We start from the raw sequence: 25,400 nt of genomic DNA on the forward strand, positions 1-25,400 counted from the left end.
GAGCGAATCACGCATGAGCAGCGTCGCGGTCACCGGAGCCGAGGGCTTCATCGGCTCCCACCTCGTCGAGTCCCTGGTTGCCGACGGGCACCAGGTCCGGGCCATGGTCCAGTACAACTCCTTCTCGTCCTTCGGCTGGCTGGAGACCCTGCCCAAGGAGGTGCTGGACTCGGTCGAGATCGTCCTCGGCGACGTCCGGGACCCGGGCTCGGTCAACGGCCTGGTCAAGGGCACCGAGGCGGTCTACCACCTGGCCGCCCTGATAGCGATCCCGTACTCCTACCTGGCCCCGCACTCGTACGTCGACACCAACGTCACCGGCACCCTGAACGTGCTGGAGGCGGTGCGCCACCAGGAGATCCCGCGCCTGGTGCACACCTCCACCAGCGAGACGTACGGCACCGCACAGACCGTGCCGATCACCGAGGACCACCCGATCAACACCCAGTCCCCGTACGCCGCCTCCAAGGCCGGCGGGGACCGGCTGGCCGACAGCTACCACGCCAGCTTCGGGACCCCGGTCGTCACCCTGCGCCCGTTCAACACCTTCGGCCCGCGCCAGTCGATGCGCGCCGTCATCCCGACCGTGATCGCCCAGGTCGCCGCCGGCGAGACCGAGATCACCCTCGGCGACCTGCGCCCGACCCGCGACTTCATGTTCGTCAAGGACACCGCGCACGCGTTCCGCACGGTCGGCACCGCTCCCGCCGAGACCGTGGTCGGCAGGACCTTCAACGCCGGCACCGGCGGCGAGATCTCGGTCGGCGACCTGGTCTCCCTGGTCGGCAAGCTGATGGGCGTCGACCTCCTGGTGAAGGAGGACGAGCAGCGCATCCGCCCGGCCAACTCCGAGGTCATGCGCCTGGTCGCGGACGCCACCCGGCTGCGCGAGGCCACCGGCTGGGCCCCCCGGTTCACCCTGGAGCAGGGCCTGGAGCAGACCATCGAGTTCTTCCGCGACCCGGCCAACCTGGCCCGCTACAAGACCGACATCTACAACGTCTGACCGCCGCAGCGATCAGTGCCCGTCCTGGTAACCAAGGTTCGTGTCCTGCACATCCTTTCCGTGGGGGAAACACCATGCATGCAGTGATCCTGGCCGGCGGTAAGGGCGTCCGCCTCCGCCCGTACACCACCGCGCTTCCCAAGCCGCTCGTCCCGATCGGCGACCAGCACGCGATCCTGGAGATCGTGATGCGCCAGCTCGCCGCCGCGGGCTTCAAGACCGTCACCCTGGCCATCGGCCACCTCGGCCACATCATCCGCGCGTACGTCGGCAACGGCTCCCAGTGGGGGCTGCGGGTCGGCTACGCGGTCGAGGACAGCCCGCTCGGCACCATGGGCCCGCTGCTCACCATGCAGGACCGCCTGCCGGAGCACTTCCTGGTGATGAACGGCGACATCCTCACCGACCTGGACTTCGCCGGGGTGCTCCAGCACCACGAGGCGTCCGGGGCGCCGCTCACCATCGCCACCTACGCCCGTCAGGTGAAGATCGACTTCGGTGTGCTGACCGCCGAGTCCGGCAGCATCACCGGCTTCCAGGAGAAGCCGAGCATCGACTACCGCGTCTCGATGGGCGTGTACGGCGTGTCCCGTTCGGCACTCGCCACGTACACCCCCGGCCTGCCGCTGGGCTTCGACGAGCTGGTGCTGGACCTGCTCGCCGCCAAGACCCCGCCCGCCGCGTACGACTTCGGCGGCTACTGGCTGGACATCGGCCGCCCGGACGACTACGACCGGGCGAACGCCGAGTTCTCGTCCATCCGACCGGTGCTGATGCCCTTCGAGTCGGCCGGCGCCGGCCAGGGCGTGGCGGAGCTGCCGATCCCGGCCGCCCGCACCGCCCCGGACGACGCGGCCGAGGCTCCCGCCACCGCGGGCGCCCAGAGTGACGGACGGGCCGCGTGAGAATCCTGCTCCTCGGCGGCGACGGCTTCCTCGGCCGTCACGCCACCACCGTCCTGCGGTCACTGCCCGGTGCCACCGTGCTGACCGCGGGCCGGCGGCCCGCCCACGACCTCCGGCTGGACCTGGCCACCGCCCAGGCCGGCCCGCTCGGCGAGGAACTCGCCGCGCTGGCACCCGACGTGGTGGTCAACTTCGCCGGCGCGGTGGCCGGCAGCGCGGTCAAGCTCGCCGAGGTGAACGCGCGCGGCCCGGCCGTGCTCTGCGAGGCGCTGCAGCTCGGCGCCCCGAAGGCCCGGCTGGTGCACATCGGTTCGGCCGGCGAGTACGGCGTCTGTCCGGCGGGCAGCTCGCTGTCCGAGGACTCCGACGCCCGCCCGGTCGGCGTGTACGGCGCGACCAAGCTCGCCGGCTCCCTCGCGGTGGCCGGCTCGGCGCTGGACGCCGTGGTCCTGCGGGTGTTCAACCCGGTCGGCCCGGGGGCACCGGCGGGCTCGCTGCCCGGCCGGCTGGCCGCCGAGCTGCTCCGGGTCGCACCCGAGGGCACCGACGGCGTGATCACGGTCGGCGACCTCTCCGCCTACCGCGACTTCGTCGACGCCCGGGACATCGCCCGCGCGGTCGGCCTGGCCGCCGCCGCGGACCGTCCGCTCCCCCGGGTGCTCAACCTCGCCTCCGGGCAGGCCCGGCAGGTCCGGGCGATCGCGGACGGGCTGGTCGCCGCGGCCGGCTTCACCGGCCGGATCGACGAGAGCGGGGCGGGCTCCGAGCGCTCGGCCGCGGTCTCCTGGCAGCAGGCCGACGTGTCGGCGGCCGCCCGGGAGCTCGACTGGCACCCGGAGACGGACCTCGCCGACACCCTGCGCGACCTGTGGCTCAGCACCGCCGAGCCCGCCTCCCCGCCGGTCGTCGCATGACCGGCGGGACCATCCCCGACGGCCGCCTGCTGGTGCCGCTGTACGTCCACCCCGCGGTGGACCCGGCGGCCTGGCAGGCGGTCGCCGCCGCCGACCCGGGCCGGATCGCCGCCGTCGTGCTCAACCTCGCCGACGGGCCGGGCGAGAACCCGGACAACGTCTTCGCCGAGGCCGCCGACCGACTCCGCGCGGCCGGAGTGCCGCTGGTCGGCTACACCGACACCGACTACGGCCGCCGACCGCACGCGGCGGTGGTCGCCGACATCCTGACCTACCGTCAACGCCACGACATCACCGGCGTCTACCTCGACCAGGTGGCCACCCACCCCGGCGCCCTCGCGCACTACCGGCGGCTGGCCACGGCCGCGCGCGCGGCCGGCTGCGGCACCGTGGTCTTCGGCCACGGCGAGCACCCCGACCCGGGGTACGCCGAAGTCGGCCTGGCCGACCTGCTGGTCACCTTCGAGGGCGACTGGGACACGTACCGCGCGATGACGCTCCCGCTGTGGACCGGCCGCCACGCGGCCTCCCGCTTCTGCCACCTGGTGTACGACGTCCCCGCCGAACACGCCGAGGACGCCACCGCGCTGATCGCCGCCCGCCGGGCCGGCGTCGGCTGCGCCGTACCGGGCGCCGGGGAGAACCCCTGGCGCACCCTTCCCTACGGCCTGACCGCTGCTGAACTGACCTGACCCGATCCGGAGTTCGACTACCGTGAACCGCCGTACCCGGCTCCTGCCGGCCGCCATCACCATCGCCGCCGCCCTGCTGGCGACCTCGTGCAGCAGCTCAGGCTCGGACGACGACAGCTCCTCGGCCGACGGCTCCCCGAGCAGCCCGCCCGCGGCCACCGCCCCGACCACCCCGGACGGCAGCACCGCCCCGGGCACCCCGTCGGACGCCGCCAGCACGCCCCCGGCCCCCGGCACGCCCAGCGCCCCCGGCTCGTCCACCGCGCCCACCGCGCCCGGCGCCACCACGCCCCCGGGCGCCACCACCGCCCCGGGCACCCCCGGGACCTCCAGCGGAACTCCCGGCGGCACCACCGCCCCGCAGCCGGCCGGCGCCCGCTGGCAGCCCACCCCCGGCCTCGCCTGGCAGTGGCAGCTCGGCGGCACCGTCGACCAGTCCGTGGACGTCCCCGTCTACGACATCGACGGCTTCGAGAACGACGCCTCGGTGGTGGCCGCGCTGCACGCCAAGGGCCGCAAGGTGATCTGCTACATCAACGCCGGTTCCTGGGAGGACTTCCGCCCCGACTCCGCGGCCTTCGCCAAGTCCTTGCAGGGCTCCGACACCGGCTGGAAGGGCGAGAAGTGGTTCGACATCCGCAAGCTCGACCAGCTCAAGCCGCTGATGGCGGCCCGCTTCGACATGTGCAAGAGCAAGGGCTTCGACGCCATCGAGCCGGACACCATCGAGGCCTACAACCAGAACAGCGGTTTCCCGCTCACCCCTGACGACCAGATCAAGTACAACCGCATGCTGGCCCAGCTCGCCCACGAACGCGGCCTGGCCATCGGGCTGAAGAACGACCTCGACCAGATCCCGGCGCTGCTGCCGGACTTCGACTTCGCGGTCAACGAGGAGTGCTCGCAGTTCGACGAGTGCGACCGGGTCGCGCCGTTCGTCAAGGCGGGCAAGGCGGTCTTCCACGTCGAGTACAAGCTCGGCACGGACCAGTTCTGCGCCAAGGCCAAGTCGCTCGGCTTCAGTTCGATGCAGAAGAAGCTCGACCTGAACGCCTGGCGCAAGCCCTGCTGAGCGCCGGCGCACCGGTTCTCGGCGCACCGGTTTCCGTCGCGCGGGTGACCCTCGTCCGGGTCACCCGCGCGAGGATCACTTGACCGCCAGCCAGATGACGCCGCCCAACACGGCCAGCACGATGACGGCGACCAGCGCGATCACGCCGGTGCGGCCACCACCACCGCTGTTGCTGCGGCCGTAGGTGGAGACGGTGCCCGGCGCCTGCGGGGCCGCCGGGGTCTCGTCGACGAACGCCCGGAACATCTGGGTGCTGCCGGCGGGGTCGTAGTCGTTGTCAGCCATGGCACGGACTCTAACGAATCCGCCCACCTCACGGACACCCCGGACCCCTCCTGCGCGACCCCCACCACCCGGTCGCGCAACGGCGGCACGACATCCTCGTGAAGTCCGCCCGACACGCGGAATGCCACCCGGTGCGATCCGGTTGAATCCGACCATGACCGGAAACCACAGCGACGCCCCGGGCCGGGTCCGCCTCGGCGCCTCCGACCTCTCCGTCTTCCCGCTCTCCCTCGGCGGCAACGTCTTCGGCTGGACGGCCGACGAGCAGCAGTCCTTCGCCGTCCTGGACGCCTACACGGCGGCCGGCGGCAACTTCGTCGACACCGCCGACGTCTACTCGGCCTGGGCGCCGGGCAACACCGGCGGCGAGTCCGAGACCGTCCTCGGCAACTGGCTGCGCAGCCGCGGCAACCGCGACGACGTCGTGATCGCCACCAAGGTCGGCATGCACCCCGAGGCCGGCGGTCTGGGCGCGGCCAACATCAAGGCCGCGGCCGAGGGTTCGCTGCGCCGCCTGGGCGTCGAGCGGATCGACCTGTACTACACCCACCGGGACGACGACACCCCGGTGGAGGAGTTCGTCACCGCACTGGACGAGCTGGTCCGCGAGGGCAAGGTCGCCGCGGTCGGCGCCTCCAACATCGGCGCCGAGCGGCTGTCCGAGACGCTGGCCTTCGCCGACCGCGAGGGCCTGGCCAAGTACGTCGCCGTCCAGCCGCACTACAACCTGGTCTCGCGCGGCACCTTCGAGGGCCCGCTGGCCGACGTGGTCGCCGAGCACGGACTCGCCACCGTCCCGTACTACGCGCTCGCCTCCGGCTTCCTCACCGGCAAGTACCGCCCCGGCGGCCCCGGCGTCGACAGCGCCCGCTCCGAGGGCGCCGCCCGCTACCTGGACGACCCGCGCGGCCCGAAGGTGCTGGCGGCCCTGGACACCGTCGCCGGGGAGCACGGCGTCGCCCTCGCCACGATCGCCCTCGCCTGGCTGGCCGGGCGGCCGACGGTCGCCGCCCCCATCGCCAGCGCCCGCACCGTCGAGCAGCTCCCGCCCCTGCTGGCAGCCACCACGCTCCGGCTCACCCCCGAACAGACCGCCCTCCTCGACGCCGCCTCCGCCTGACCCCGCCCCACCCGCAGGCTGCGAACCCGCCCCCACCCGGGCCCGTTCGCAGCCTGCGCCCGTTCCCGGTAAACCCCGTCCGGTTGGAAACGCCGGCCGCGGTGACCAGCCTTGGCCCACGAACGACCTGACGCGGAACAGGACTTCGTCGACGAAGCCACCACGGCGGCGGCATCGCCGGGAATCCCGCCCGGGACGGGATCTTCGACGACGAGGACCGGAAGAAGTACGCGCGCCCGGCCCTCGATTCCGCAAACAATCCGGGCCCGGGCGGTAACACCCGCAGGATGACCGTCGGCCCCGCCGATCCGAGGGCCCGCGCCGGCACCGTCGGCGAAATCCGGACGCCTTTCCGGGCGGTCGTCGAATCGACCCGGGAAAAGACGGTCAACGCGCCCAACGCATCGGCCCATTGGCAGATCGGACCCGAACTGCGCACCCGAGGCCCCTGCGGGGGCGACCAGGTGGCGGCGGTCACGCTTCGGGCCCCCGGCAGCGGCGTGCTGTCGGGGGCCCGATGCGCCCGACGCTACGGCCGCCCGAAGTGGGTCGGGTAGTAGCCCGAGTTGAGGGTGGAGACCCGGACCGTCTTGCCGGGCCGGGGTGCCTCGACGAACTTGCCGCCGCCCAGGTAGATCCCCACGTGGTGGATCCCGGAGGCCCGGCCGCTGTCCGACCAGAACACCAGGTCGCCGCGGCGCAGCTGCCCCGCGCTGATCGGTGTGGTGGCCGCGTACTGGTCGTCGGCCACCCGCGGCAGGCTGATCCCGCTGCGCCGGTAGGCCTGCTGGACGAGCCCCGAGCAGTCGTAGCCCGACGGGCCGTTGCCGCCCCAGACGTACGGCTTGCCCAGCTGGGCGAGCGCGTAGTCGATGGCCGCCTCCATGCTGCCGGAGGCCGGTGCCCGGTCCGCCGAGGGCCGGGCGGGGGCGGGAGCGGGATCAGCACTGCCGCCGGACTGGCCGGTGCGGCTCGCGTAGACGTCGTAGTGGCTGGTCCACCGCCACTCGCCGCTGCCGTTCTTGAACCAGTACTTCGACCCGTCCCAGCCCTGGCGCAGCCCGGAGGAGGAAGCGGAGGAGGCCGAACCGTTGGACACGGCGGCCGCCTTGCCACTGGCACCGCTGGAACCGCCCGAGCCGCCGGACTGGCCGGTGCGGCTCGCGTAGACGTCGTAGTGGCTGGTCCACCGCCACTCGCCGGCGCCGTTCTTGAACCAGTACTTCGACCCGTCCCAGCCCTGCTTCCCGGCCGCGGCGTGCGCGGACCCGGCACCGGCCGTCAGGCCGACCACGCCGGCGCCCGCCAGCACGGTGGTGGCCAGGCAGGTACTTCGCACGGCGCGGTGTATTCGGCTGCCGCCGGTCGCCGTCGCGGCGCGGGCGGTGCGCGGACGGGCCGCGCAGTTCGGGCAGCCGCACCCCGCGATCGCGGGGATGCTGCCGGTGCTCTCCTCGAAGCCGATCAGGCCCCGGTCGAGGGCGGCGTCGAAATCGGCGTCGAGGTCGAGACCGGGATCGGCGTACGCGCCGGTGGCTATCCTCATGCGGGTCGTCCTTCCTTCCGCCCGGCCCGTGCGGCCGGGGGCGGTACCGAGGCGGCCACTCCGGCCGGGGCGACGAAGGCGACCAGCAGTTGCTCCATCAGCGCGCTGCGGGCGGCCTCGTCCAGTTCGTGGGCGGTGGCGCGCTCCAGCCGCCGGACGGCGAGCGCCGCCGCCTCGACCGCGTCGTCCACCAGCACCGTCCGCAGGCCCGCGTCCAGGTCCGCCAGCCGGCGGCGGCGCATCGACTCGGCGACCTCGGGCGCGTAGTCCAGCGCCAGCGGCTGCGCCGAGTAGACCTCCAGGCCCGCCGGGGCGACCTCGGCGGCCAGTGCTCTGGTCAGCTCGTCGGCGAACCACTGCCCGTCACGCAGCGCGGGCCCGGGCGCCGCGTTGCTGTCGCACGGCAGGATGGACGCGGTGCGGGTGAGCACCGCCTGGACCTGCTCGCGCAGATAGCTCTCGTGGTCCTCGATCGCCAGCAGCGCCCGCGCGGTGTCCTTGACCCGCCAGACGATCAGCAGCCGGACGACGATCGGCGTGCCGGTCCGGTCGACCGCCTTGACCGGCTCGCTGCGCCAGTGCCGCAGCCGCACGTCCACCCGGCGCCGGCGCAGCAGCGGGTTGACCCAGACCAGGCCGGTGCGGCGGACGGTGCCCCGGTAGCGGCCCCAGCGGGTCAGCACCCGGGTCTCGCCGCCCGCGTTGGCCAGCAGCCCGGCGAGCGCGAACACCACGAGCAGGCCGACCGCGCTGACCGCGGCGACCGACTTGGCGTCCACCTCGGCCTGGCCGCTCGCCTGCGCGGCGGCACTGCGCAGGTCGGGCAGCGCGTCCCAGTACGGGATGACGCCGTCGTGCAGCAGCATCAGCAGCACGCCGGCCACGCCGACCAGCACCACCAGCAGGGCGACCCAGCCGGGCAGGGCGGTGGCGCCGTGCTCGCGGACCGCCTGGTCGGCGCGCGGGGGGCGGCGGGAGGTGGCGGCCGCGGGGGCGCCCACCTGGATGGCTTCCGGGAGCTCGGCGGTCTCCGGGGCGGCCGCCTCCAGCGGGTCGCGAAGGTCGGCGGGAGCGCCGGTGGCCGGGCCGGGGACGACGACCAGCGGAGTGGTCGCGGGGCCGCCGTCGATCGGGCCGAGCAGCTTGGCCGTCTTGGCGGCCGTGGCCGTGGCCAGCGGGCTGGCGCCGGAGGCGGAACGTTCCGGCAAGGCGGGTGGGAGTGGCTTGGGCAGGTGGTCGGGTCGCTGCGAAGAATCGCGGGTGACGTCCATGCACGGATCCTCGGGGTCGGTGTGTCGCGCAACGGGCGGCCCGGATCTGACGGGCAGTGCCAAGATCAGGCTAAGTTCATACGTCATCAAATGCGACATTTATGATGAGGTGTGTCGACATTTGCTGACGAATCGTCCGAAGCCGACCTGACGCGCAGGCACATGAACGGATGGTCGGGATGGTTCAGCGCAGGTCAGCGCCGCCGGACACCGTCGCCACGGGCGAACACCCGGCGGGTGATCAGCCCGATGGCGGCGAGCACCAGCAGGCCACCGGCGACCCCACCGCGCCAACCACTCGCGGTGGACCGCGCGGCCGCCGCCTGAGAGGCCTCCGCGGCCGCCCCCACGGGCGGCGCGCCGGCCGGTGCCGGCAGCTGCCCGGCACCCTCCGCGGCGGACCCGGGCGGTTCGGCCGCCACCGGCGTCGATGACGGTGACGGCGACTGTGACTGTGACGGAGGCGATGACAGGGGCGGTGGCAGTGACGGTGACGGTGACGGTGCCGACGCCACGACGCCGACGGCCGCCCGGAACGGGTCGGCGCCCAGGGGCGGAACGGTACGGAGCGTCGGAGCGACGGAACCGGCGGAGGTGGTGGTGGCGGTCGGGACGGTCGGGGTGACTGAGCCGGCGGACGGTCCGGCCGCCGCCGGAACAGCGATCGGCAGCAGGCCCACCGGCGCCGGCGCGAGCACGGACGCCTCGGGCGCCGCCACCGCAGCCGGGCTCGGCGACGAGGTGACCGGGCGCGAAGGCACGGACGTGGATGTGGACGTGGATGCGGACGTGGGCGACATCGCGGGACGAGACGGTCCGGAGGAGGCCACCGGCGCGGAAGCACCGGCCGAGGCCAGCACCGGCACTGGCACGCTCGGACTCGGCCCGCTCGGCACCGAAGCCGAAGCCGACGTCGATGCCGACGGGCTCGCCACGGTCGCCACGGTCGACACCGAGGCCGCGGGGCTGGGCCGCACAGGAACCGACTCCCCCGAACTCGGCACCGCAGAAGCCGAAGCCGACGCCGAAGCCGACGGGCTCGGCACGGTCGGCACCGAGGCCGCGGGGCTGGGCCGGGCGGGGACCGACGCCCCCGAACTCGGCACCGCAGGAACCGAAGCCGACGCCGATACCGACGCCGCCGGGCTCGGCGCCGCCGCGACGCGCACCGGCACGGCGTCCGCCACCGCCCCGTTCCCCGCCAGGTCGGTCGCCGTGACGACCAGCCACTGCTGCCCGTCCGTCAGGTCCCGGTTGGCGGTGCAGGTCCAGCTGCCGTCGAGAGCCGCCGTCGCCCCGCACAGCACCGTCCGCTCGCCCGCCGCCGAGCCCGCGCCCGAGGCTGAGCCCGCGCCCGAGGCCGCCGAGCCGCCCGCCCGCGCCGTGACCAGCACCTTCGAGCCCGGCTCGGCCCGCCCGGTGAACGTCGGCCGGCTGACCCGCAGGGTCGCCCCGGCGGCCGGGGAGCCGAGCACCGGCTTGTCCGGCGGGACGGTGTCGACGACCAGCGCGACCGCCTGTCCGGCCGTCCGGTTCCCGGCCGCGTCGACCGCGACGGGGGTGAGCAGGTGGCGCCCGTCCACCAGGTTCTCGACCGGCAGGCAGGACCACTGGCCGTCCGCCCGGACGGCGCTGCGGCACAGTTCGGCGGCCTGGTCGGTGACCGCGACGGTGCTGCCCGCCTCGCCGGTGCCGGTGAGCTGGATCCCCGGGTCGTTGGTGTACTCCGGGAGGGTGAGGACGGGCGCTGCGGGCGGCGCCGTCTTCACGGTGACCCGGACGGCCTCGCCGCGCAGCACCACGCCACCACTGGTGATCTCGACCGGGGTGAGGGAGTGCGGGCCTGCGGTGAGCGCTTCACCGGGCCGGCAGGACCAGTCGCCGCCGCGCTCGACCCGGGCCCGGCAGGCCGTGGCGTCGCCGTCCCGGATCTCCACCGAGGCGCCGGCGACCGCTCCGTCGCCGTGGATCCGCGGGCGGGCTTCGGCGAGGACGGCGCCGTCGACGGGTTCGGCGATCTCGGGCCGGGCGGCGCCGACGGTCAGTTTGATCCGCTGGTCGGTGACCTGCCCGGAGTCGGCGAAGCCGCCGGAGGGGACGAGTTGGCTGGCGTCGCGGGCGATCCGCAGCCGGGCCCAGGTGGCGCCCGAGCCGGCGCCGGTCGGGACGGTCCATTCCAGGGTCGCGGTGTCGGCGCCGGCCGGGATCTCGGTCTGCACCCGCTCGGCGGGGTCGAAGCGCCCGCTGTGGTCGAAGTCGATCCAGCCGGCCAGGGTCGCGGGCTGGTCTCCGACCGCCACCGGGACGGTGAGCCGGTAGTAGTGGCCGATCGCGGCCTCGGTGGGGAAGCTGATCGACGGGTCGGCGCCCTGGTACTCGCCGCGGCCGGGCTGGAGCCTGGGCGGCGGCGGGCTGGCGAAGACGCTGCGCCGGCCGGCCCCGTGGTCGAGCTGGACCAGCGGCTCGCCGGTCGGCCGGTCGGCCGTGCCCCGGTCGTCGGGGGACGGGGGGCTGGTGCGGTGCGCAGCGCCGGCGGCGTCCGCGCCGAGGAACAGGTCGGAGAGCACGTGCGAGGCGTTGCCGTAGTTCTGCGGGGCGGTGCCGAGGTCCTCGTCGACGGTGACGGTGTAGGCCTGGCGCAGGACGGGTGGGGCGGTGGTGCTGCCGGCCCGGGCGGTGGAGCGCTGCTCGACCCGGAAGACCGCGGTGCGCAGGGTGCCGGCGAGTTCCAGGGTGCCTTCGGAGACGGAGCCGGCCGCGCCGTCGGAGCTGCCGTCTGCGCCGACGGGCGCGAGGGCGTTGGCGTCGACCGTCCAGCCGGGCCAGTCGGTGCGGTTGACCAGGGTGGGGGCGGCGGGTGAGCCGCCGGTGAGGGTCAGCCGGGCCGCGGTGCTGGTGGTGCCGGACTTCCCGGTGGCGAGCGCGGCCAGTCCGCTGAGGTGCAGCCGGGGATTGCGGACCGGTCGGGAGAAGGCGAGCCGGAGCGTTCCTACGGTGCGCCAGGATCCGTCCGCCTGGGGGCGGTTCTCGGTGACGCTGAAGGTCTGTGCGGGGTTTCCGGGGTGCATTCCGTCCGTGTACGGCCCGGCCGCGCGTCCGCCGCCGGGGCGGTCGGCCAGTTCGCCGGCCGCGGCGGCCACCTCGGTGCCCGGGGTGGCGGCGAATTCGAGCTGGACGGAGAGGCCGGAGGGCAGGACCGCCCGGTGATCCCCGGACCAGGCGTCAGGGGACTGCTGGGCCATCGAGAGTGGGGCGTTCCAGCCGGTCAGCAGCCCGGCCACGAGGACGGTCAGGGCGGCGGCCGTGCGGGGAAACTGTCGGCCCATCCGGCTCTCCTTCGCGGTCGGCTGCCGGGGTGCCGGGCAGCCTGGGCACAAGATCTGACAAAAAGGAATCACGATCCTGAACCGGTCATACTGCGACACCTGGGCTTATAGCCGGGTCCCACCCGTTTGGCGGTCATCCGAGCGACAGGACGGGATGTACCCGAAACAGATGCATTTCATCCATTAGGCCCGCAAATCCAGAACGGATCGGGCACCCGGCGCCCTCGTCCGGACCCGGAAACGGGAGAAGCCCCCGGCCGGTGGCCGGGGGCTTCTCGATGGTGCGCTCAGCAGGATTCGAACCTGCAACCTCTTGATCCGTAGTCAAGTGCTCTATCCGTTGAGCTATGAGCGCAAGGAACGGGCGAACCCGATCTTGCGGAGATTGGTGCGCTCAGCAGGATTCGAACCTGCAACCTCTTGATCCGTAGTCAAGTGCTCTATCCGTTGAGCTATGAGCGCTCGCCCTGATGAACGGTGTCAGCGGGGCGGTGCGGGGACAACATTACATGACCTGCGACGCGGGACGAAATCGATTGCTCCCTCCCTCCGGGCCGACCCCCTGGAGGCCACTCGGGGCCCCCGGCGGCCCCGGCCTGCGGGGCAGGTCGGGAGGCAGGCGGGGAGACAGGTCGGGAAGGTGGGCGGCGGGGTGGGTCCGGAACCTCCCCGGGGATGGGGAAAGCCCCGCCGACAAGATCGTCGACGGGGCTTTCCGGCTGCGGAGGCTGAGGGATTTGAACCCTCGATCAGGAATAACCCCGAAACCGCATTAGCAGTGCGGCGCCATAGACCGGACTAGGCGAAGCCTCCTCCACAGGGACCACGTCCGCGTGAGCGGACCCGTTCCGTGTGCCTGAGATGATGCCACAACCGTGGGGTTCGGCACCAACCACCGCCCACGTTACTAGGCGGGTCGACCCCGCCGCAAAGAAGAATGAGATACTGCCGTCTCCGGAGGAGCTGCCCTGAGCCGAGGAGACCTGTCGACGTGAGCAGCAGGCCGATCCGAGGCGCTGCTCGCCTCGCCGCCATACTCGACGCCCTGCCCGACGCGTTGTTGCTGGTGAACAGCAACGGCACCGTCGTGGACGCCAACAGCGCAGCCGTCCAGGCGCTCCAGACGCCCGGCACCTCGCTGGTCGGCATGGGCGTGCTGGACCTCCTGCCCGAGTTCGACCCCAGCCGGATCCCCGGCTCGATGCGCCCGGCCGCCCGCGACGGCGACGAGCCCGACCGCCCGGTCCGGATGACCGCCCGGCGCACCGACGGCACCAGCTTCCCGGTCGAGGTCTCCGGCAACGACTTCCCCGACGACGGCACCGGCGAGGGCCGCGGCTACGGGCTCACCTCGTACGACTCCTACCGCGAGCGCTCCCGCCCGTCCTCCGCGAGCGACCTGCTCCTGCTGCTGGTCCGCGACCTCTCCAGCCGGCTCGGCGTCGAGGCCGAGCTGCGCCGCCAGCACAAGCAGACCGAGATGATCCTGCGCGCCGCCGCCGAGGGCGTGCTCGGCGTCGACCTCGAAGGCCGCTGCGTGCTGGTCAACCCGGCAGCCGCGCACATCCTGGAGTACCGGGCGAGCGAGCTGGGCGGGCGCGAGCTGCACCCGCTGATCCAGCACTCCCGGGCCGACGGCACCCCGCTGGCGCTGGAGGAGTCCGCTCTGCTGGACACCCTGACCTCCGGGCGCAAGCACCGGGTGCGCGGCACCGTGCTGTGGCGCAAGGACGGCCGCCCGGTCACCGTCGACCTCACCACCGCGCCGGTACGGGACGGCGACCAGCTGGTCGGCGCGGTGATGACCTTCACCGACCGCAGCCGCGAACTCGCCCTGGTCGCCCGCAACGAACACCTCACCGCCGTCCTGGAGAGCGAACTCGGCGGCGCGCTGACCGCGCTGAACCAGCGACTGGACGCGCTCGCCGCCGACCCGGCCGGGCAGCTGTGGCCGGAGGCCAACTGGACGCTGCGCCGGCTCGCCGACGAGTGCCGCCGGTTCAGCCGGCTGATCGACGGCGTGCTCGCGCACCAGCGCTCCGAGGCCGGTGAGACCGACGAGACCGCCCCGGCGGACGGCCCGGACGCGAAGGGCGGCAAGGACGGCAAGGACCGCCGCAAGCCGACCGAACGACGGGTGCCCGTCGCCCTGGACAAGGTCGTCCGACGGGCCGTCGAGGCGGCCGGCGAGCTGGTCGGCCCGGGCCGGGTGCGGTTCTCGGTGCACGCCGCCGCCGTCGAGGTGATCGCCGACGAACGCCGGCTCGCCCAGGCGCTGGCCCACCTGGTCGCCGACGTCAGCGGCATCGGCCTCGCCCTGGACGCCCCGGCCGCCCCCTCCCCCGGCCTGGCCGCCCCCGGCGCACCCGCCGCACTGCCCTCCGGCGGCGAGCCGCCGACCGTCGTCCTGGCCGCCGCCCAGCGCGGCGAGGTCGCCCGGGTCGAGATCCGCGGGCCCGGCCTCGGCGGCAGCCCCGTCCACCTGCCGATAGCCCGCGCGGTGGTCGAGCGCCACGGTGGCGTGCTCCAGCCGCACGAGCTGCCCGGCAAGGCCGGCACCACGTACGTCGTCGAGCTGCCGTTGGACCCGGCCGCCGCGAAGGCCGCCGCCGAGCGCGCGGCCGCCGAGGGCCGCTCCGACCGGCCCAAGGAGGGCGACAGCGCCGTCCTGCCCGATCTGCCGGGCATCCCGCAGCTGCCCAGCAGCGACGAGGCCGCCGAGCCGGTCGCCGACGGCGCCGAGCAGCCCGAGCGCGAGACCCCGGCCCCGGCCGCGGAGGCGGAGCAGCCCGCCGAGGAACCCGCCGCCGAGCGGCGCGGCCGCCGGGGCCGCCCCGCTGCCGAGGAACCCGCGCCCCCGGCCCGGACCGCCCCCAGCGCCCCCGCCGACCAGTGGCCGAACGCCCCCGCCCGGATCGAGCGGGCCGTCCCCGAACAGTGGAACGGCACCGGCAACGACCCCGCGTACGGCCGCCAGGGCGTGGCCGGTCCGGACGGCGCGCAGCGCGACCCCTGGGGCAAGGACGACGGCCGCTCCGGCCCCGCCTACGCCGTCCCCGTCGAGGGCGAGCGCCCGCAGCAGCACCGGACCGGCGGGCGCGAACCGCTCGCGCTCGGCCCCGGCACCGGTGCCGCCCCCGCCCCCGCCCCCGCCGGCGGCACCCCGGCCGGCGGCACGCCCGCCGTGGAAGGCGCCCCGGCCGCCGACGGCGCCGAGACCAAGCCCCGCCGGCGCCGCGCCCTGCCCTCCACCGAGGACTCCTCCGGCGGCTTCGCCCTCCCCGGCGCCACCGACACCCCGGTGTACCCCGGGCTGGAGCACGCCCTGCCGGCCGGCCCGGCGCCCGCGCAGCCCGAGCCCGCCGCCGCACCGACCGGCCGCCGCCGCCGGCTGGCCGTGCCGCCCGGCCCCGGCCAGGAGACCCCGGCCGGACCGTCCGACCAGACCCCGCAGGAGGACCGGCCCGCGCCCGGCGGCCCCGCCGCGCTGCCGCCCGCCCGCCCGGCACTGCCCGCCGCCGAGGACCCGTCCGGCCCGCGCCCGGTCGGCACCGGCCTCGCCGAACTCGCGCCGCCGCGCCCGCTGGGCGGTTCGCCGACGCCCGCCGCCGGACCGCAGCCGCCCGTCCCGGCCGAGACCAGAACCGCCCCGCGCCCGATGGCCGAACTGCCCGCCGCCGCCGGCGACCGGACCGACGAGCAGCCGCCGGCCATGGCCGGCCCGAACGGATCGAACGGCTCGAACGGCGAGGGCGGCAGCGCCCGTCGGCTGCTGGTCTGGCCCGAGCCCGATCCGGCCACCCGGCAGGCGCTCCAGGAACGCGGCTACCGCCCGGTGATCGTCCGCTCCCGCGAGGAGGTGGACGCCCAGGTCGCCGGCTTCCCCGCGGCGCTCTTCGTCGACCCGCTGACCAGCCCGATCACCCGCACCGCGCTGCAGTCGCTGCGCACCGCCGCGCTCAACAGCCGGGTCCCGGTGCTGGTCACCGCCGGTCTCGGCCAGGCGACCCGGGACGCCGCGTACGGCGCCGACCCGGCCGTGCTGCTGCGCGCCCTCGCGCCGCGCGACGGCGAGCACCACGCCCCGCGCGTCCTGCTGGTCGAGGGCGACCCGGACATCGCCGCCGCCATGATCAGCAGCCTGGAGCGGCGCGGCATGCACGTCGAGCACGCGGTGGACGAGAACGACGCCGTCGCCCGGGCCAGCAGCGTGCAGCCCAACCTGGTGGTGATGGACCTGCTCCAGATCCGCCGCCGCCGGGTCGGCCTGCTGGACTGGCTGCGCGCCAACGACCGGCTGCACCGCACCCCGCTGGTGGTCTACACCTCGGTGGACCTCGACCCGCGCGAACTGCCCCGGCTGCGCACCGGCGAGACGGTGCTGTTCCTCGCCGAGCGCTCGACCAGCGCCGACGTCCAGTCCCGGATCGTCGACCTGCTCGGGCGGATCGGCGCGATGGGCGAGGCGGGCGTCGCCGCGGCGGGCTGACCGCGCCCTGACGCCGAGGACCGGCGAGATCCACCCGGCACGCGCCGAGGGTCGGCCACCCCGCTGGAACGGGGGTGGCCGGCCCTCGGCGGTCGGGCGGGCGGCTACTCCTTGCCGAGCACCGTCACGTCCAGTTCGTCCGCCGCGTAGCTGGCGCGGATCACCTTCTTGTCGAACTTGCCGACCGAGGTCTTCGGCACCGACTCGACGATCGACCAGCGCTCCGGCAGCTGCCAGGAGGCGATGCGTCCGGCCAGGAAGGCCCGCAGCTCGCTCAGCCCGGCCGTGGCGCCCGGGCGCAGCACGACCGTGGCCAGCGGGCGCTCGCCCCACCTCTCGTCCGGGACGGCGACCACGGCGGCCTCGGCCACCTCGGGGTGGGCCATCAACTGGTTCTCCAGTTCGACCGAGGAGATCCACTCGCCGCCGGACTTGATCACGTCCTTGGCCCGGTCGGTGAGGGTCAGGTAGCCGTCGGCGGTGATGGTGCCGACGTCGCCGGTACGCAGCCAGCCGTCCTCGGAGAACTTGTCGTCCGGGCGGACCGGGTCCTGGCCGGCACCGCCGTAGTAGGCCCCGGCGATCCACGGGCCGCGCACCTCCAGCTCGCCCGCCGCGACGCCGTCGTGCGGCATCCGCTCACCGGACGGGCCGACCAGCCGGGCCTCGACGGAGGCCGGGAAGATGCCCTGGGTGACGCGGTAGGGCCACTCCTCCTCCGGGGTGAGGCCGCCGGGCGGCTGGGCGAAGGAGCCGAGCGGCGAGGTCTCGGTCATGCCCCAGGCGTGCAGCACGCGGATGCCGTGGCGCTCCTCGAAGCCCTTCATCAGCGAGGGCGGGCAGGCGCTGCCGCCGATGACCACCATCCGCAGGCTGGAGGTGTCGTAGTCGCCCGCGTCGAGCTCGTCCAGCAGGCCGCTCCAGATGGTCGGGACGGCGGCGCCGACGGTGGGCCGGACGGCGGCGATCATCTCGGCCATCGGCTTGGGCTGGAGGAAACGATCCGGCATGAGCAGGTTGGCACCGGACATGAAGGCGGCGTGCGGGATGCCCCAGGCATTCACGTGGAACATCGGGACCACCGGCAGCGCGGTGTCGCGCGGGGTGAAGGCGAAGTTGTCGCCGGCGTTGACCTGGAGGCAGTGCAGGTACACCGAGCGGTGGCTGTAAAGCACGCCCTTCGGGTCCCCGGTGGTGCCGGAGGTGTAGCAGAGCACGGCGGCCTCGCGCTCGTCGAGGTCGCCGCGCCACGGGTAGGCGGTGGGCCGGCCCGCGATCAGCTCCTCGTAGTCGTGCACGGTGCCCGGGAAGCCGGCCAGCAGCGAGCGGTCGCCGGGGCCGTTCACCACGATGTGCCGCAGCGTCGGGGCGAGGTCCGGCAGGACGGCGGCGAGCAGCGGGAGCACGCTGCCGTCCACGATCACCGCGTGGTCGGCGGCGTGGTTGACGATGAACGACAGCTGGTGGGCGGGCAGCCGCAGGTTGAGCGTGTGCAGCACGGACCCCATCGCGGGGACGGCGAGGTACGCCTCCAGGTGGACGGAGTTGTTCCACATCAGGGTCGCGACCCGGTCGTCCCCGGTCACCCCCAGTTCGTCGCGGAGCGCGTGGGCGAGCTGCGCGGCCCGCGCCCCCACCTCGGCGTACGTCCGCACGACCGGCCCGGTGCCGGCCCAGGTGGTGACGGTGGACCGGCCGTGGATGGTGGACCCGTGCTCCAGAATCCGGGCGACGGTGAGCGGGACGTCCTGCATCGTGCTGAACACGGGTCCTCCTTGACCTGGCGGCACTGGCGGCTGCGCCTGCGGCGCCTACCGGGCGGTAATGCGCGCGGACCTGCCCGATTGTGCCGCCCCGCCCCGCCCGCTGTCAGTATCCCGGCGCCGTTGCCCAGATCACGGATCGGCGACGTCTCAGCCCGCGGTCGGGCCGTCGACGTGGTCGCGGTCGATCGTGAGGGTGGCGCCGCCGTAGGTCTCCTCGACGTTGCCGCGGTACTGGTGGACGCGCTGGTGGTCGCCCCAGAGGTCGGAGCCGAGGGCGCCGGAGCCGGTGGTGTCGGCCCGGTCGTCCCAGCGGGCGTACCAGAGGGCGTCGGGTAGCGGGAAGCTGCCGGCCCGGGCGGCGGCGGCCAGGTCGGCGATGCCGGAGTCGAGGCTGGAATAGAAGCCGGAGCGGTAGCCGGCGGCGTGCAGGGCCTGGGTCCAGCCGACGGCGAAGTCGACCACGGCCTGGCCGCAGGCGGGGTCGCGCATCGGGTAGGCCTCGATGTCGAGGTAGACCGGGCCGCCCTTGCCGAATCCGAGCGAGCCCATCGCGTGGACGGCTTCGGTGGCCTCGTCCCGGCCCTGCTCGACCGCGTGGGCGGGGTCGATCTTGCGCGGCTTGTTGCCGACTTCGCTGCACGGCGCCTGGAGCCCGACGTGGGCCGGCAGGAAGCGCCAGCCCAGCTCGCGGGCCTGGCGCACCCACTCGGCGGTGAGCCGGGGCTGGCCGCAGCCGCGCTGGGCGCCACTGACGTAGATGCCGAGCGCGCCGTACGGGGAGGCCCCGTGCCAGGCCCGCAGGGTGTCGAGGGGCGGCGCGGCGCAGACGTCGAAGGCGGGGCCGGTGAAGTCGTCGTGGATCCTGGGCGGGCCGAACCGGTCGGACAGGGTGAGGGCCCGGATGCGGGGAAGGGCGGCGGCCCCGGCGCTCACGCCCGTCCCGTCGGTGGCCAGCAGGAGCACGAGGGAGGCGGCGAACAGGGCCACGGGGCGGAGATAGCGCACCCGCCCTTGCTACTGACGGACCATCGGACGAATGCGGCAACCACGCCGGGCACACCGGGAGAGCTCACCCTTTCGGCCGCACCCGTCCGCATCCGTCCCGATAGTTGTAACGAGCTTGCCCGTTTGTCACTCCTTACGGCAAACTCGCCCATATGCCCAGCTCCCATCCCAGCGAAACCACCGCCCCGATGCCGGCTGCCGCCGTCGCCGAGGCGCTTGCCATGCCGCCCGCCCCCCAGGGCGAGCCCGCCGGCGAGCGGGGCAGCTGGCGACGAGGCGGGGCACCCGGCTCCACGGCACCGCCCGACGCTCCCCTCGGCCGACCCACCGGCCGACTCCCGAAGGTCCTGCGGCGCCCGGAGAGGATCCCGGCGCCGCTTCTCTGTCTGACCGCGATGTTCCTGGTGCAGACCGGGATCGCGCTGTCCAAGCCGCTGTTCGGCCCGCTCGGGGTCAGCGGCACCACCTTCCTGCGGCTGGGCTTCGCGGCGGTCATCCTGCTCGCCGTCACCCGGCCCCGGCTGCGCGACAAGCGCCCGCGCGACCTCGCCGCCGCGGCCCTGCTGGGCGTGGCCTCGGCCGGGATGACCTTCCTGTTCGCCGGGGCGATCGACCGGCTGCCGATGGGCACCGCCGCGACCATCGAGTTCCTCGGCCCGCTCGCGGTCGCCCTGGTCTTCGCCCGGCGCGCCAGCCACCTGCTCTGGGCGCTGCTCGCCGCCGGCGGCGTCGTCCTGCTGACCCTGCTCGGCGAGGGCGGCGACGGGGGCGGGCTCGACCCGGTCGGCCTGCTCTACGCCTTCGGGGCGGCCGCCTGCTACGCCGCGTACATCCTGTTCACCGACAAGGTCGGCGCCGCCTTCCAGGGCTTCCAGGGACTGGCGGTGTCGATGACGGTCGGCGCGCTCGCCCTGGCGCCGTTCGGACTCGGCCAGGCCTGGGACGGGCTGACCGCGCCCGGCGCCTCGCCGCTGGGGCTGCTGGCCGCGGTGGCCGGGGTGTCGCTGCTGCTGCCGGTGATCCCGTACGCGCTGGAGATGACCGCGCTGCGACGGATGCCGCAGCGGGTGTTCAGCGTGCTGGTCAGTCTGGAGCCGGCGGTCAGCGCGCTGGTCGGCCTGGTGGTGCTCGGCCAGCTGCTGGGCGTGCCGCAGCTGGCCGGGATCGGCTGTGTGGTGGCGGCCAGCGTGGGAGCCACGCTGACCGGGCGGCGGTAGGGGCGGCGCGGTCGGTCCGAGGGCCGGGCCCTCGGACCGTCAGAGCGTCAGAGCGTCACGGCCACAGCAGGGTGCGCGACCACTCCGGGGTCCGGACCGGGCCGGTGCGGGTGTACCGCAGCCGGACGTGCCGGCGCTGCGCGTCGCCCTGCCAGTACTCCACCTCGTGCGCCCACAGCGTGTAGACCGCGTGCCCGGCCGCGACGGCGTCCGGGGTGGCCTCCAGCCGGCGGCGGGCGACGGCGACGGCCTCGTCGTACTCGGCGAGCGAGGCCATCGGCTCGCTCTGCCGCCCGACCAGCGCGCCGACCCGGGCGTCCGGGGAGCGGGTGGCGAACTCGGCGGCGGCGACCAGGTCGGCGGCCCGCTCGACGGTGCCGCGGACCCGCACCTGGCGGCCCAGCTGGGGCCAGTAGACGGTCAGCGCGGCGGCCGGGTGGTCCGCCAGCTGGCGGCCCTTGGGGCTGTCGGCGGCGGCGGAGAAGACCCAGCCGGTGCCGGCCGCGTCGACGTCGCGCAGCACCAGCACCCGGGCGTCCGGCAGGCCGTCCGCGTCGACCGTGGAGAGGGTGACCACCTGCGGGTCCGGCACGCCGGCGGCCAGCGCGGTGGCGAGCCAGTCCACGAACAGCGGGCCGGGCTCGGCGGGCGCGGCCTCGGCGTCGAAGGTCGGCAGCGGGCGGGCCATCGGCGGGCGGCCGAGCAGCAGCTCGGGCACGGACTTCGGCTCGGGCCGGTGCTCGGCCGGCTCCCGGCGGGCGTCCGGCCCGGATCGCGGATCCGGCTCCGGTGCAGGCCAGGCCTCGCCCGGGCCGGTCAGGCCCTCCTCCTCCGCCGCCATCGCGCGCCCTCTCCTCCGGTTGCCGCGGTCGCCGCCCCGGCCGGGCCGTCCTTCCCGGGCCCGGGCACGTGGTGCGCTGTCGGAGCGCAACCGTACCGCCGAACACCGACGGCTCCGGGCGCGGGCCCTCGCTGGACGCGTTCGCGCAGTCCGGGCGGGCCTCGACGGGTGGTCCCGAGCGGTGTCGGCGGCGACGGGCGGCCGGCGGCGAGCGGGCCCGGGGCGGTTCGCGCCCGGTTCCGGACGCACTCGTGGGCGGTGCCGATGGCGGCACCGCCCACGAGGCCGGCTTCGCGGTGACCCTTTCCGCTGGCCGGTCATGCGCTGTTCTGATCCGCGCCCGGGCGGGAGTTCCGCCCGGAGACTGGTTCGAGCCCCTCCGCGAGTGCTCAGCTCACCCGCGGCCGCCCACCTCCGGCGCCCCCGCCGTCGGTGGTGCCCGATCGGATCAGTGGAAGATCGGGGCGAACACGACGTTGATGTTCTTGTTGGACTGCCCGGCCAGGATGGTGCCCGCGTTGTCCTTCACCGCGAGGGTGTTGTTCTGGTTCGAGGCACCCGTCCCGGTGGCGGTCTGCTGGGTGGAGATGTAGTTGCCGTCGACCCCGCCGAACACGTTGCCCGTGCCGACGTCGGACACCACGCCGGCGTTGGAGCCGGCACCGGCGCCCGCACCGTTGTCGGCGGCCGCAGCACCGGCGCCGGCCAGCAGCAGGCCGGCCGCGAGCGGGGCGGCGAGCAGGAGTCCGGCCACCCGGCGGGTGTGGATGCGAGCCATGAGAGCCTCCAAGAAGCTGTAAATCGTGCAATTGTCGAGCAGGGGGTGCGGGAGTTCGCCGGCCAGACGAACACCTGCGGGCTGCGACGCCGAGAGACAGACTTCCGCAACAAATCGACAAAGCACTAGTCGACGGAGCAGTTTTCGCCCGTTAGCGTGATATCCACCCGGGCTGCGCATAACGGACCGAAAATCGGACAGTGCACCGACACAACCCTACTGAGCTGGGGCTTTGCCCGGATGACGGCCTCCCGGAAGGCCCTCCAGACAGGGCGCTCCGCCATCACGCGAACCACCGGGCGCACCACCCCGGCGCAGGGAAATCAGGGAACGCGCCCCCGAAAAGTTCGACCACCCTCCCATGTCGACTTTTCCAGCCATTCCCAGACCATCGGAAAGTCGTACTGGAATATGGGGGGAAATACCATCACACCATCTTGCCTGGGTTCATGATTCCCAGCGGATCGAAGACCGCCTTCAGCTGTCGCTGGAGGTCCAGCGCGACCGGCCCCAGCTCGCGCGCCAGCCAGTCCCGCTTGAGCAGCCCCACCCCGTGCTCCCCGGTGATCGTGCCGCCCAGCTCCAGCCCCAGCGCCATGATCTCGTCGAAGGAGCGCTGCGCCCGCGCCGCCTGCTCCTCGTCCGAGCCGTCGAAGATCACGATCGGGTGGGTGTTGCCGTCCCCGGCGTGGCTGACCACCCCGATGGTCAGCGCGTGCCGCTCGGCGATCACCGCCACACCGTTCAGCATCTCGGCCAGCCGGGAGCGCGGCACCGCCACGTCGTCGATCATCGTGGTGCCCAACCGGTCCAGCGCGGGCAGCGCCAGCCGCCGCGCCTCCAGCAGCAGCTGCGACTCCGCCTCGTCCTCGGCCGGCACCACCTCGGTCGCCCCGGCGGCCCGGCAGAGCTCCGCCACCCGCACCAGCCCGGCCTCCCGGTCCGGCCCGTCGAAGGCCACCAGCAGCAGCGCCCGGGTCGTCTCCGGCAGCCCCATCCGCCCCAGGTCGTTGACCGCCCGCACGCTGACCGCGTCCATCAGCTCCATCAGCGACGGGGTCAGGCCGCACGCCATCACCTCGCAGACGGCCGCGCCCGCCGCGTCCGCGCTCGGGAACTCCGCCGCCAGCGCCAGCTGCGGCGCCGGCGCGGGCCGCAGCGCGAGCACCGCCCGGACCACCACGCCCAGCGTGCCCTCCGAGCCGACCAGCAGCCGGGTCAGGTCGTACCCGGCCACGCCCTTGGCCGTCCGGCGCCCGGTGGACAGCAGCCGCCCGTCCGCCAGCACCACGTCCAGGCCGAGCACGTACTCGCTGGTGACGCCGTACTTCACGCAGCAGAGCCCGCCCGCGCCGGTGCCGATGTTGCCGCCGATCGTGCAGGACTCCCAACTGGACGGGTCCGGTGGGTATGACAGGCCCAACTCCTCGACTGCTCGCGACAGTTCGGCGTTCACCACGCCGGGCTCGACCACCGCGATCCGGTTCACCGGGTCGAGTTCCAGGATCCGGTTCAACTTCACCATCGACAGCACGATGCAGCCGTCCACGGCGTTCGCCGCCCCCGACAGCCCGGTCCGCGCCCCCTGCGGCACCACCGGCACCCGCAGCGCGGTGGCGGTGCGCAGCACGTGCTGCACCTGCTCGACCGTCTCCGGGAACACCACCACGGCGGGCGCACCGGCGGCGCAGAAGCCGGCCATGTCGTGGCGGTAGGCGGCGGTCACGTCCGGATCCACCACCACCGCCCCGGCCGGAAGGCCCTGCGCCAGTCGGTCCGTCAGGTCACCCATCGCCGCCTCCGCTCGCCGCCCGCCACCTCCACCGCACTCTGCCCGCCCGCCGGGGGCCGGGCAAGTGGGCCCCCGGCGGATCCGCGGGCGTGAGCCCCGGCCGGACCGGGCCTACCGGCGGACCACCGGCTCCTGGAACTCCGTGACCCATCGCGCCGGGTCGTCCGGGCACTCCAGGTAGAGCTCCCGGGCGTAGCCGGCCGAGCGGTAGCCGTTCGCGTCGATGAAGCGGGCCAGCTCCTGGAAGCTCCCCATCGCCTCGTCCATCGAGCCGCGGTGCACGACCGTCGCCGCCTCCTCGATCGGCGGCAGGTCGAGCACCGCGAAGCCGTACCGGCCCGGCTCCACCGCCGGCCCGACCGGGACGGCCACCCGGATCAGCACCGTGCCCTCGCCCTCCGGCACGTCCTCGTACCGGGCGACGGACGGGCCCGCCTCGGCGATCCCGGCCTCGGCCAGTCGCCGGCACAGCTCCGCGAACAGCGGGCCGATCACCGGTCCGATGTCCTCCGGCTGGTAACTCGCGGCCACCGCGGTCAGTTCGGCCACCCGGACGGACGGCACCCGCTTCAGTACGACGTCGTGTACGGACATGGTCCCCTCGCTCTCGATCGTCCGGAGCCTCGCCTCCACCCGGGTCAGCCGCTGCTCGTCCGCGGCGATCGCCTCGGCGAGTTGGGCCCGGCGCAGCCGCAGCATCCCGCGCAGTTCGGCCGCGTCCACCTGCTCGTCCAGGACGGCCCGCACCTGCTGCAGCGTGAAGCCGAGCTCCTTGAGCGCGATCACCCGGTTGAGCCGGGCGAGTTGGGACGCCTCGTAGGACCGGTACCCGCTGACCGGGTCCACCCTGGCGGGCCGCAGCAGCCCGATCGCGTCGTAGTGGCGCAGCATCCGCACCGACACCCGGCCGTGGCTGGCGAAGTCTCCGATGTTCAACATGGTGCCCCCACTCCACCCCCTGCCACCGTGTCAGGGTCAACCCCCGCCCGCCGAAAACGCGGAAGGCGGGTGCCGAGTGATCTCGGCACCCGCCCTGAGCAGGTGGTTCTCCAACCAGCGGAGAGCGTGGGATTCGAACCCACGGTACGGGGTCACCGCACGACAGTTTTCAAGAACATTAAGGCGCTCCCCCTCAAGGACGCTTCCACCTGCGGCGGAGCACCAACCCGACCGCGCGATCGTACCCGGCGTTCCGTACATGTTCCGGGGCCTGGGTCGGGAAGCTGCCAATAGCTTGACCGGCTCACAACAAGTCGGCGAGAGGTGGTGCAGTCAGGCTGGTCGCGCATGCGATCCTGCCCACCACCCAGTGTCGGCTGTCTAGCTGAAGCCGTACAAATGGGGCCGGCGAAAGAGGCAGTGAGAGTCGAGCGCT

At 74.2% G+C, this 25,400-nt stretch carries 17 protein-coding genes, 3 tRNA genes and 1 pseudogene; 8 read left to right on the top strand and 13 right to left on the bottom strand.

What is annotated here, in order from left to right; all coding sequences use genetic code 11:
• Nucleotides 1-13 precede the first annotated feature (13 nt).
• The 5 genes and pseudogenes from ABT015_RS03740 (at nucleotide 14) to ABT015_RS03760 (ending at nucleotide 4,589) form a co-directional block, all read left to right on the top strand.
• On the top strand, nucleotides 14-1,006 hold the full coding sequence (locus tag ABT015_RS03740) for a GDP-mannose 4,6-dehydratase (RefSeq protein ID WP_350876429.1): 993 nt from the start codon (nucleotides 14-16) through the stop codon (nucleotides 1,004-1,006).
• A 74-nt stretch (nucleotides 1,007-1,080) separates the two neighbouring features.
• A pseudogene (locus ABT015_RS03745) lies at nucleotides 1,081-1,782 on the top strand (nucleotidyltransferase family protein); the annotation flags it as partial.
• 125 nt (nucleotides 1,783-1,907) lie between these two features.
• Nucleotides 1,908-2,825 (top strand): NAD-dependent epimerase/dehydratase family protein, encoded by a 918-nt coding sequence (locus tag ABT015_RS03750; RefSeq protein WP_350876431.1) that lies wholly within the window; start codon nucleotides 1,908-1,910, stop codon nucleotides 2,823-2,825.
• Nucleotides 2,822-3,517: a spherulation-specific family 4 protein gene (locus tag ABT015_RS03755; RefSeq protein ID WP_350876433.1), complete on the top strand. Its 696-nt coding sequence runs from the start codon at nucleotides 2,822-2,824 to the stop codon at nucleotides 3,515-3,517. Before ABT015_RS03750 ends, ABT015_RS03755 begins: the two co-directional genes overlap by 4 nt.
• 22 nt (nucleotides 3,518-3,539) lie before the next feature.
• Entirely contained in the window at nucleotides 3,540-4,589 is a 1,050-nt protein-coding gene (locus ABT015_RS03760) for an endo alpha-1,4 polygalactosaminidase (protein WP_350876435.1), read from the top strand.
• A gap of 75 nt (nucleotides 4,590-4,664) precedes the next feature.
• On the opposite strand, the gene ABT015_RS03765 is transcribed toward ABT015_RS03760, so the two are convergent.
• The gene (locus ABT015_RS03765) at nucleotides 4,665-4,874 is read right to left on the bottom strand and encodes a hypothetical protein (protein ID WP_350876437.1); all 210 of its coding nucleotides are present in this window, start codon (nucleotides 4,872-4,874) and stop codon (nucleotides 4,665-4,667) included.
• Nucleotides 4,875-5,028: 154 nt separating this feature from the next.
• Here ABT015_RS03765 and ABT015_RS03770 point away from each other — a divergent pair, with 154 nt between their 5' ends.
• Nucleotides 5,029-5,994: an aldo/keto reductase gene (locus ABT015_RS03770; protein ID WP_350876439.1), complete on the top strand. Its 966-nt coding sequence runs from the start codon at nucleotides 5,029-5,031 to the stop codon at nucleotides 5,992-5,994.
• Between the two features lie 529 nt (nucleotides 5,995-6,523).
• Here ABT015_RS03770 and ABT015_RS03775 read toward each other — a convergent pair.
• From ABT015_RS03775 to ABT015_RS03800, 6 genes are all read right to left on the bottom strand, one after another.
• The gene (locus ABT015_RS03775; protein ID WP_350876442.1) at nucleotides 6,524-7,540 is read right to left on the bottom strand and encodes a C40 family peptidase; all 1,017 of its coding nucleotides are present in this window, start codon (nucleotides 7,538-7,540) and stop codon (nucleotides 6,524-6,526) included.
• Nucleotides 7,537-8,811, bottom strand: a complete 1,275-nt coding sequence (locus ABT015_RS03780) for an SPFH domain-containing protein (RefSeq protein WP_350876444.1) — start codon at nucleotides 8,809-8,811, stop codon at nucleotides 7,537-7,539. The genes ABT015_RS03775 and ABT015_RS03780 overlap by 4 nt, the downstream gene beginning before the upstream one ends.
• A gap of 194 nt (nucleotides 8,812-9,005) precedes the next feature.
• Entirely contained in the window at nucleotides 9,006-12,137 is a 3,132-nt protein-coding gene (locus ABT015_RS03785; RefSeq protein WP_350876446.1) for an Ig-like domain-containing protein, read from the bottom strand.
• Between the two features lie 279 nt (nucleotides 12,138-12,416).
• Nucleotides 12,417-12,492 (bottom strand) — tRNA-Arg (locus ABT015_RS03790).
• A 31-nt stretch (nucleotides 12,493-12,523) separates the two neighbouring features.
• A tRNA-Arg gene (locus ABT015_RS03795) sits at nucleotides 12,524-12,599 on the bottom strand.
• 260 nt (nucleotides 12,600-12,859) lie between these two features.
• Nucleotides 12,860-12,950: transfer RNA gene (locus ABT015_RS03800), tRNA-Ser, on the bottom strand.
• Between the two features lie 178 nt (nucleotides 12,951-13,128).
• On the opposite strand from ABT015_RS03800, the gene ABT015_RS03805 reads away from it, so the two are divergent.
• Nucleotides 13,129-16,626 carry a hybrid sensor histidine kinase/response regulator gene (locus ABT015_RS03805; RefSeq protein ID WP_350876448.1) on the top strand — a complete coding sequence of 1,166 codons (3,498 nt, stop codon included), beginning with the start codon at nucleotides 13,129-13,131 and terminating at the stop codon, nucleotides 16,624-16,626.
• A gap of 104 nt (nucleotides 16,627-16,730) precedes the next feature.
• On the opposite strand, the gene ABT015_RS03810 is transcribed toward ABT015_RS03805, so the two are convergent.
• On the bottom strand, nucleotides 16,731-18,392 hold the full coding sequence (locus ABT015_RS03810) for a long-chain fatty acid--CoA ligase (RefSeq protein ID WP_350876450.1): 1,662 nt from the start codon (nucleotides 18,390-18,392) through the stop codon (nucleotides 16,731-16,733).
• A gap of 147 nt (nucleotides 18,393-18,539) precedes the next feature.
• Nucleotides 18,540-19,397 carry a DUF1906 domain-containing protein gene (locus ABT015_RS03815; protein WP_350876452.1) on the bottom strand — a complete coding sequence of 286 codons (858 nt, stop codon included), beginning with the start codon at nucleotides 19,395-19,397 and terminating at the stop codon, nucleotides 18,540-18,542.
• Nucleotides 19,398-19,549: 152 nt separating this feature from the next.
• Here ABT015_RS03815 and ABT015_RS03820 point away from each other — a divergent pair, with 152 nt between their 5' ends.
• Nucleotides 19,550-20,614, top strand: a complete 1,065-nt coding sequence (locus ABT015_RS03820) for an EamA family transporter (protein WP_350876454.1) — start codon at nucleotides 19,550-19,552, stop codon at nucleotides 20,612-20,614.
• A gap of 55 nt (nucleotides 20,615-20,669) precedes the next feature.
• Here the strand turns inward: ABT015_RS03820 and ABT015_RS03825 are convergent, their stop codons facing one another.
• From ABT015_RS03825 to ABT015_RS03840, 4 genes are all read right to left on the bottom strand, one after another.
• A complete protein-coding gene (locus tag ABT015_RS03825) occupies nucleotides 20,670-21,455 on the bottom strand; it encodes a pyridoxine/pyridoxamine 5'-phosphate oxidase (protein WP_350876456.1) in 786 nt (261 codons plus the stop codon).
• A 448-nt stretch (nucleotides 21,456-21,903) separates the two neighbouring features.
• Nucleotides 21,904-22,233, bottom strand: a complete 330-nt coding sequence (locus ABT015_RS03830) for a hypothetical protein (protein WP_350876458.1) — start codon at nucleotides 22,231-22,233, stop codon at nucleotides 21,904-21,906.
• Nucleotides 22,234-22,660: 427 nt separating this feature from the next.
• Nucleotides 22,661-24,025, bottom strand: a complete 1,365-nt coding sequence (locus ABT015_RS03835) for an FAD-binding oxidoreductase (protein WP_350876460.1) — start codon at nucleotides 24,023-24,025, stop codon at nucleotides 22,661-22,663.
• 111 nt (nucleotides 24,026-24,136) lie between these two features.
• Nucleotides 24,137-24,964 carry a MerR family transcriptional regulator gene (locus tag ABT015_RS03840; protein WP_350876462.1) on the bottom strand — a complete coding sequence of 276 codons (828 nt, stop codon included), beginning with the start codon at nucleotides 24,962-24,964 and terminating at the stop codon, nucleotides 24,137-24,139.
• Nucleotides 24,965-25,400: the final 436 nt, after the last annotated feature.

The organism is Kitasatospora sp. NPDC094016, from assembly GCF_040304045.1.
Classification (GTDB): domain Bacteria; phylum Actinomycetota; class Actinomycetes; order Streptomycetales; family Streptomycetaceae; genus Kitasatospora.

Bases quoted from the DNA above. Each gene is read 5' to 3' on its own strand.
- ABT015_RS03740 (WP_350876429.1), top strand. From the start codon at position 14: ATGAGCAGCGTCGCGGTCACCGGAGCCGAGGGCTTCATCGGCTCCCAC.
- ABT015_RS03755 (WP_350876433.1), top strand. From the start codon at position 2,822: ATGACCGGCGGGACCATCCCCGACGGCCGCCTGCTGGTGCCGCTGTAC.
- ABT015_RS03765 (WP_350876437.1), bottom strand. From the start codon at position 4,874: ATGGCTGACAACGACTACGACCCCGCCGGCAGCACCCAGATGTTCCGG.
- ABT015_RS03770 (WP_350876439.1), top strand. From the start codon at position 5,029: ATGACCGGAAACCACAGCGACGCCCCGGGCCGGGTCCGCCTCGGCGCC.
- ABT015_RS03775 (WP_350876442.1), bottom strand. From the start codon at position 7,540: ATGAGGATAGCCACCGGCGCGTACGCCGATCCCGGTCTCGACCTCGAC.
- ABT015_RS03780 (WP_350876444.1), bottom strand. From the start codon at position 8,811: ATGGACGTCACCCGCGATTCTTCGCAGCGACCCGACCACCTGCCCAAG.
- ABT015_RS03785 (WP_350876446.1), bottom strand. From the start codon at position 12,137: ATGGGCCGACAGTTTCCCCGCACGGCCGCCGCCCTGACCGTCCTCGTG.
- ABT015_RS03820 (WP_350876454.1), top strand. From the start codon at position 19,550: ATGCCCAGCTCCCATCCCAGCGAAACCACCGCCCCGATGCCGGCTGCC.
- ABT015_RS03825 (WP_350876456.1), bottom strand. From the start codon at position 21,455: ATGGCGGCGGAGGAGGAGGGCCTGACCGGCCCGGGCGAGGCCTGGCCT.
- ABT015_RS03830 (WP_350876458.1), bottom strand. From the start codon at position 22,233: ATGGCTCGCATCCACACCCGCCGGGTGGCCGGACTCCTGCTCGCCGCC.
- ABT015_RS03835 (WP_350876460.1), bottom strand. From the start codon at position 24,025: ATGGGTGACCTGACGGACCGACTGGCGCAGGGCCTTCCGGCCGGGGCG.
- ABT015_RS03840 (WP_350876462.1), bottom strand. From the start codon at position 24,964: ATGTTGAACATCGGAGACTTCGCCAGCCACGGCCGGGTGTCGGTGCGG.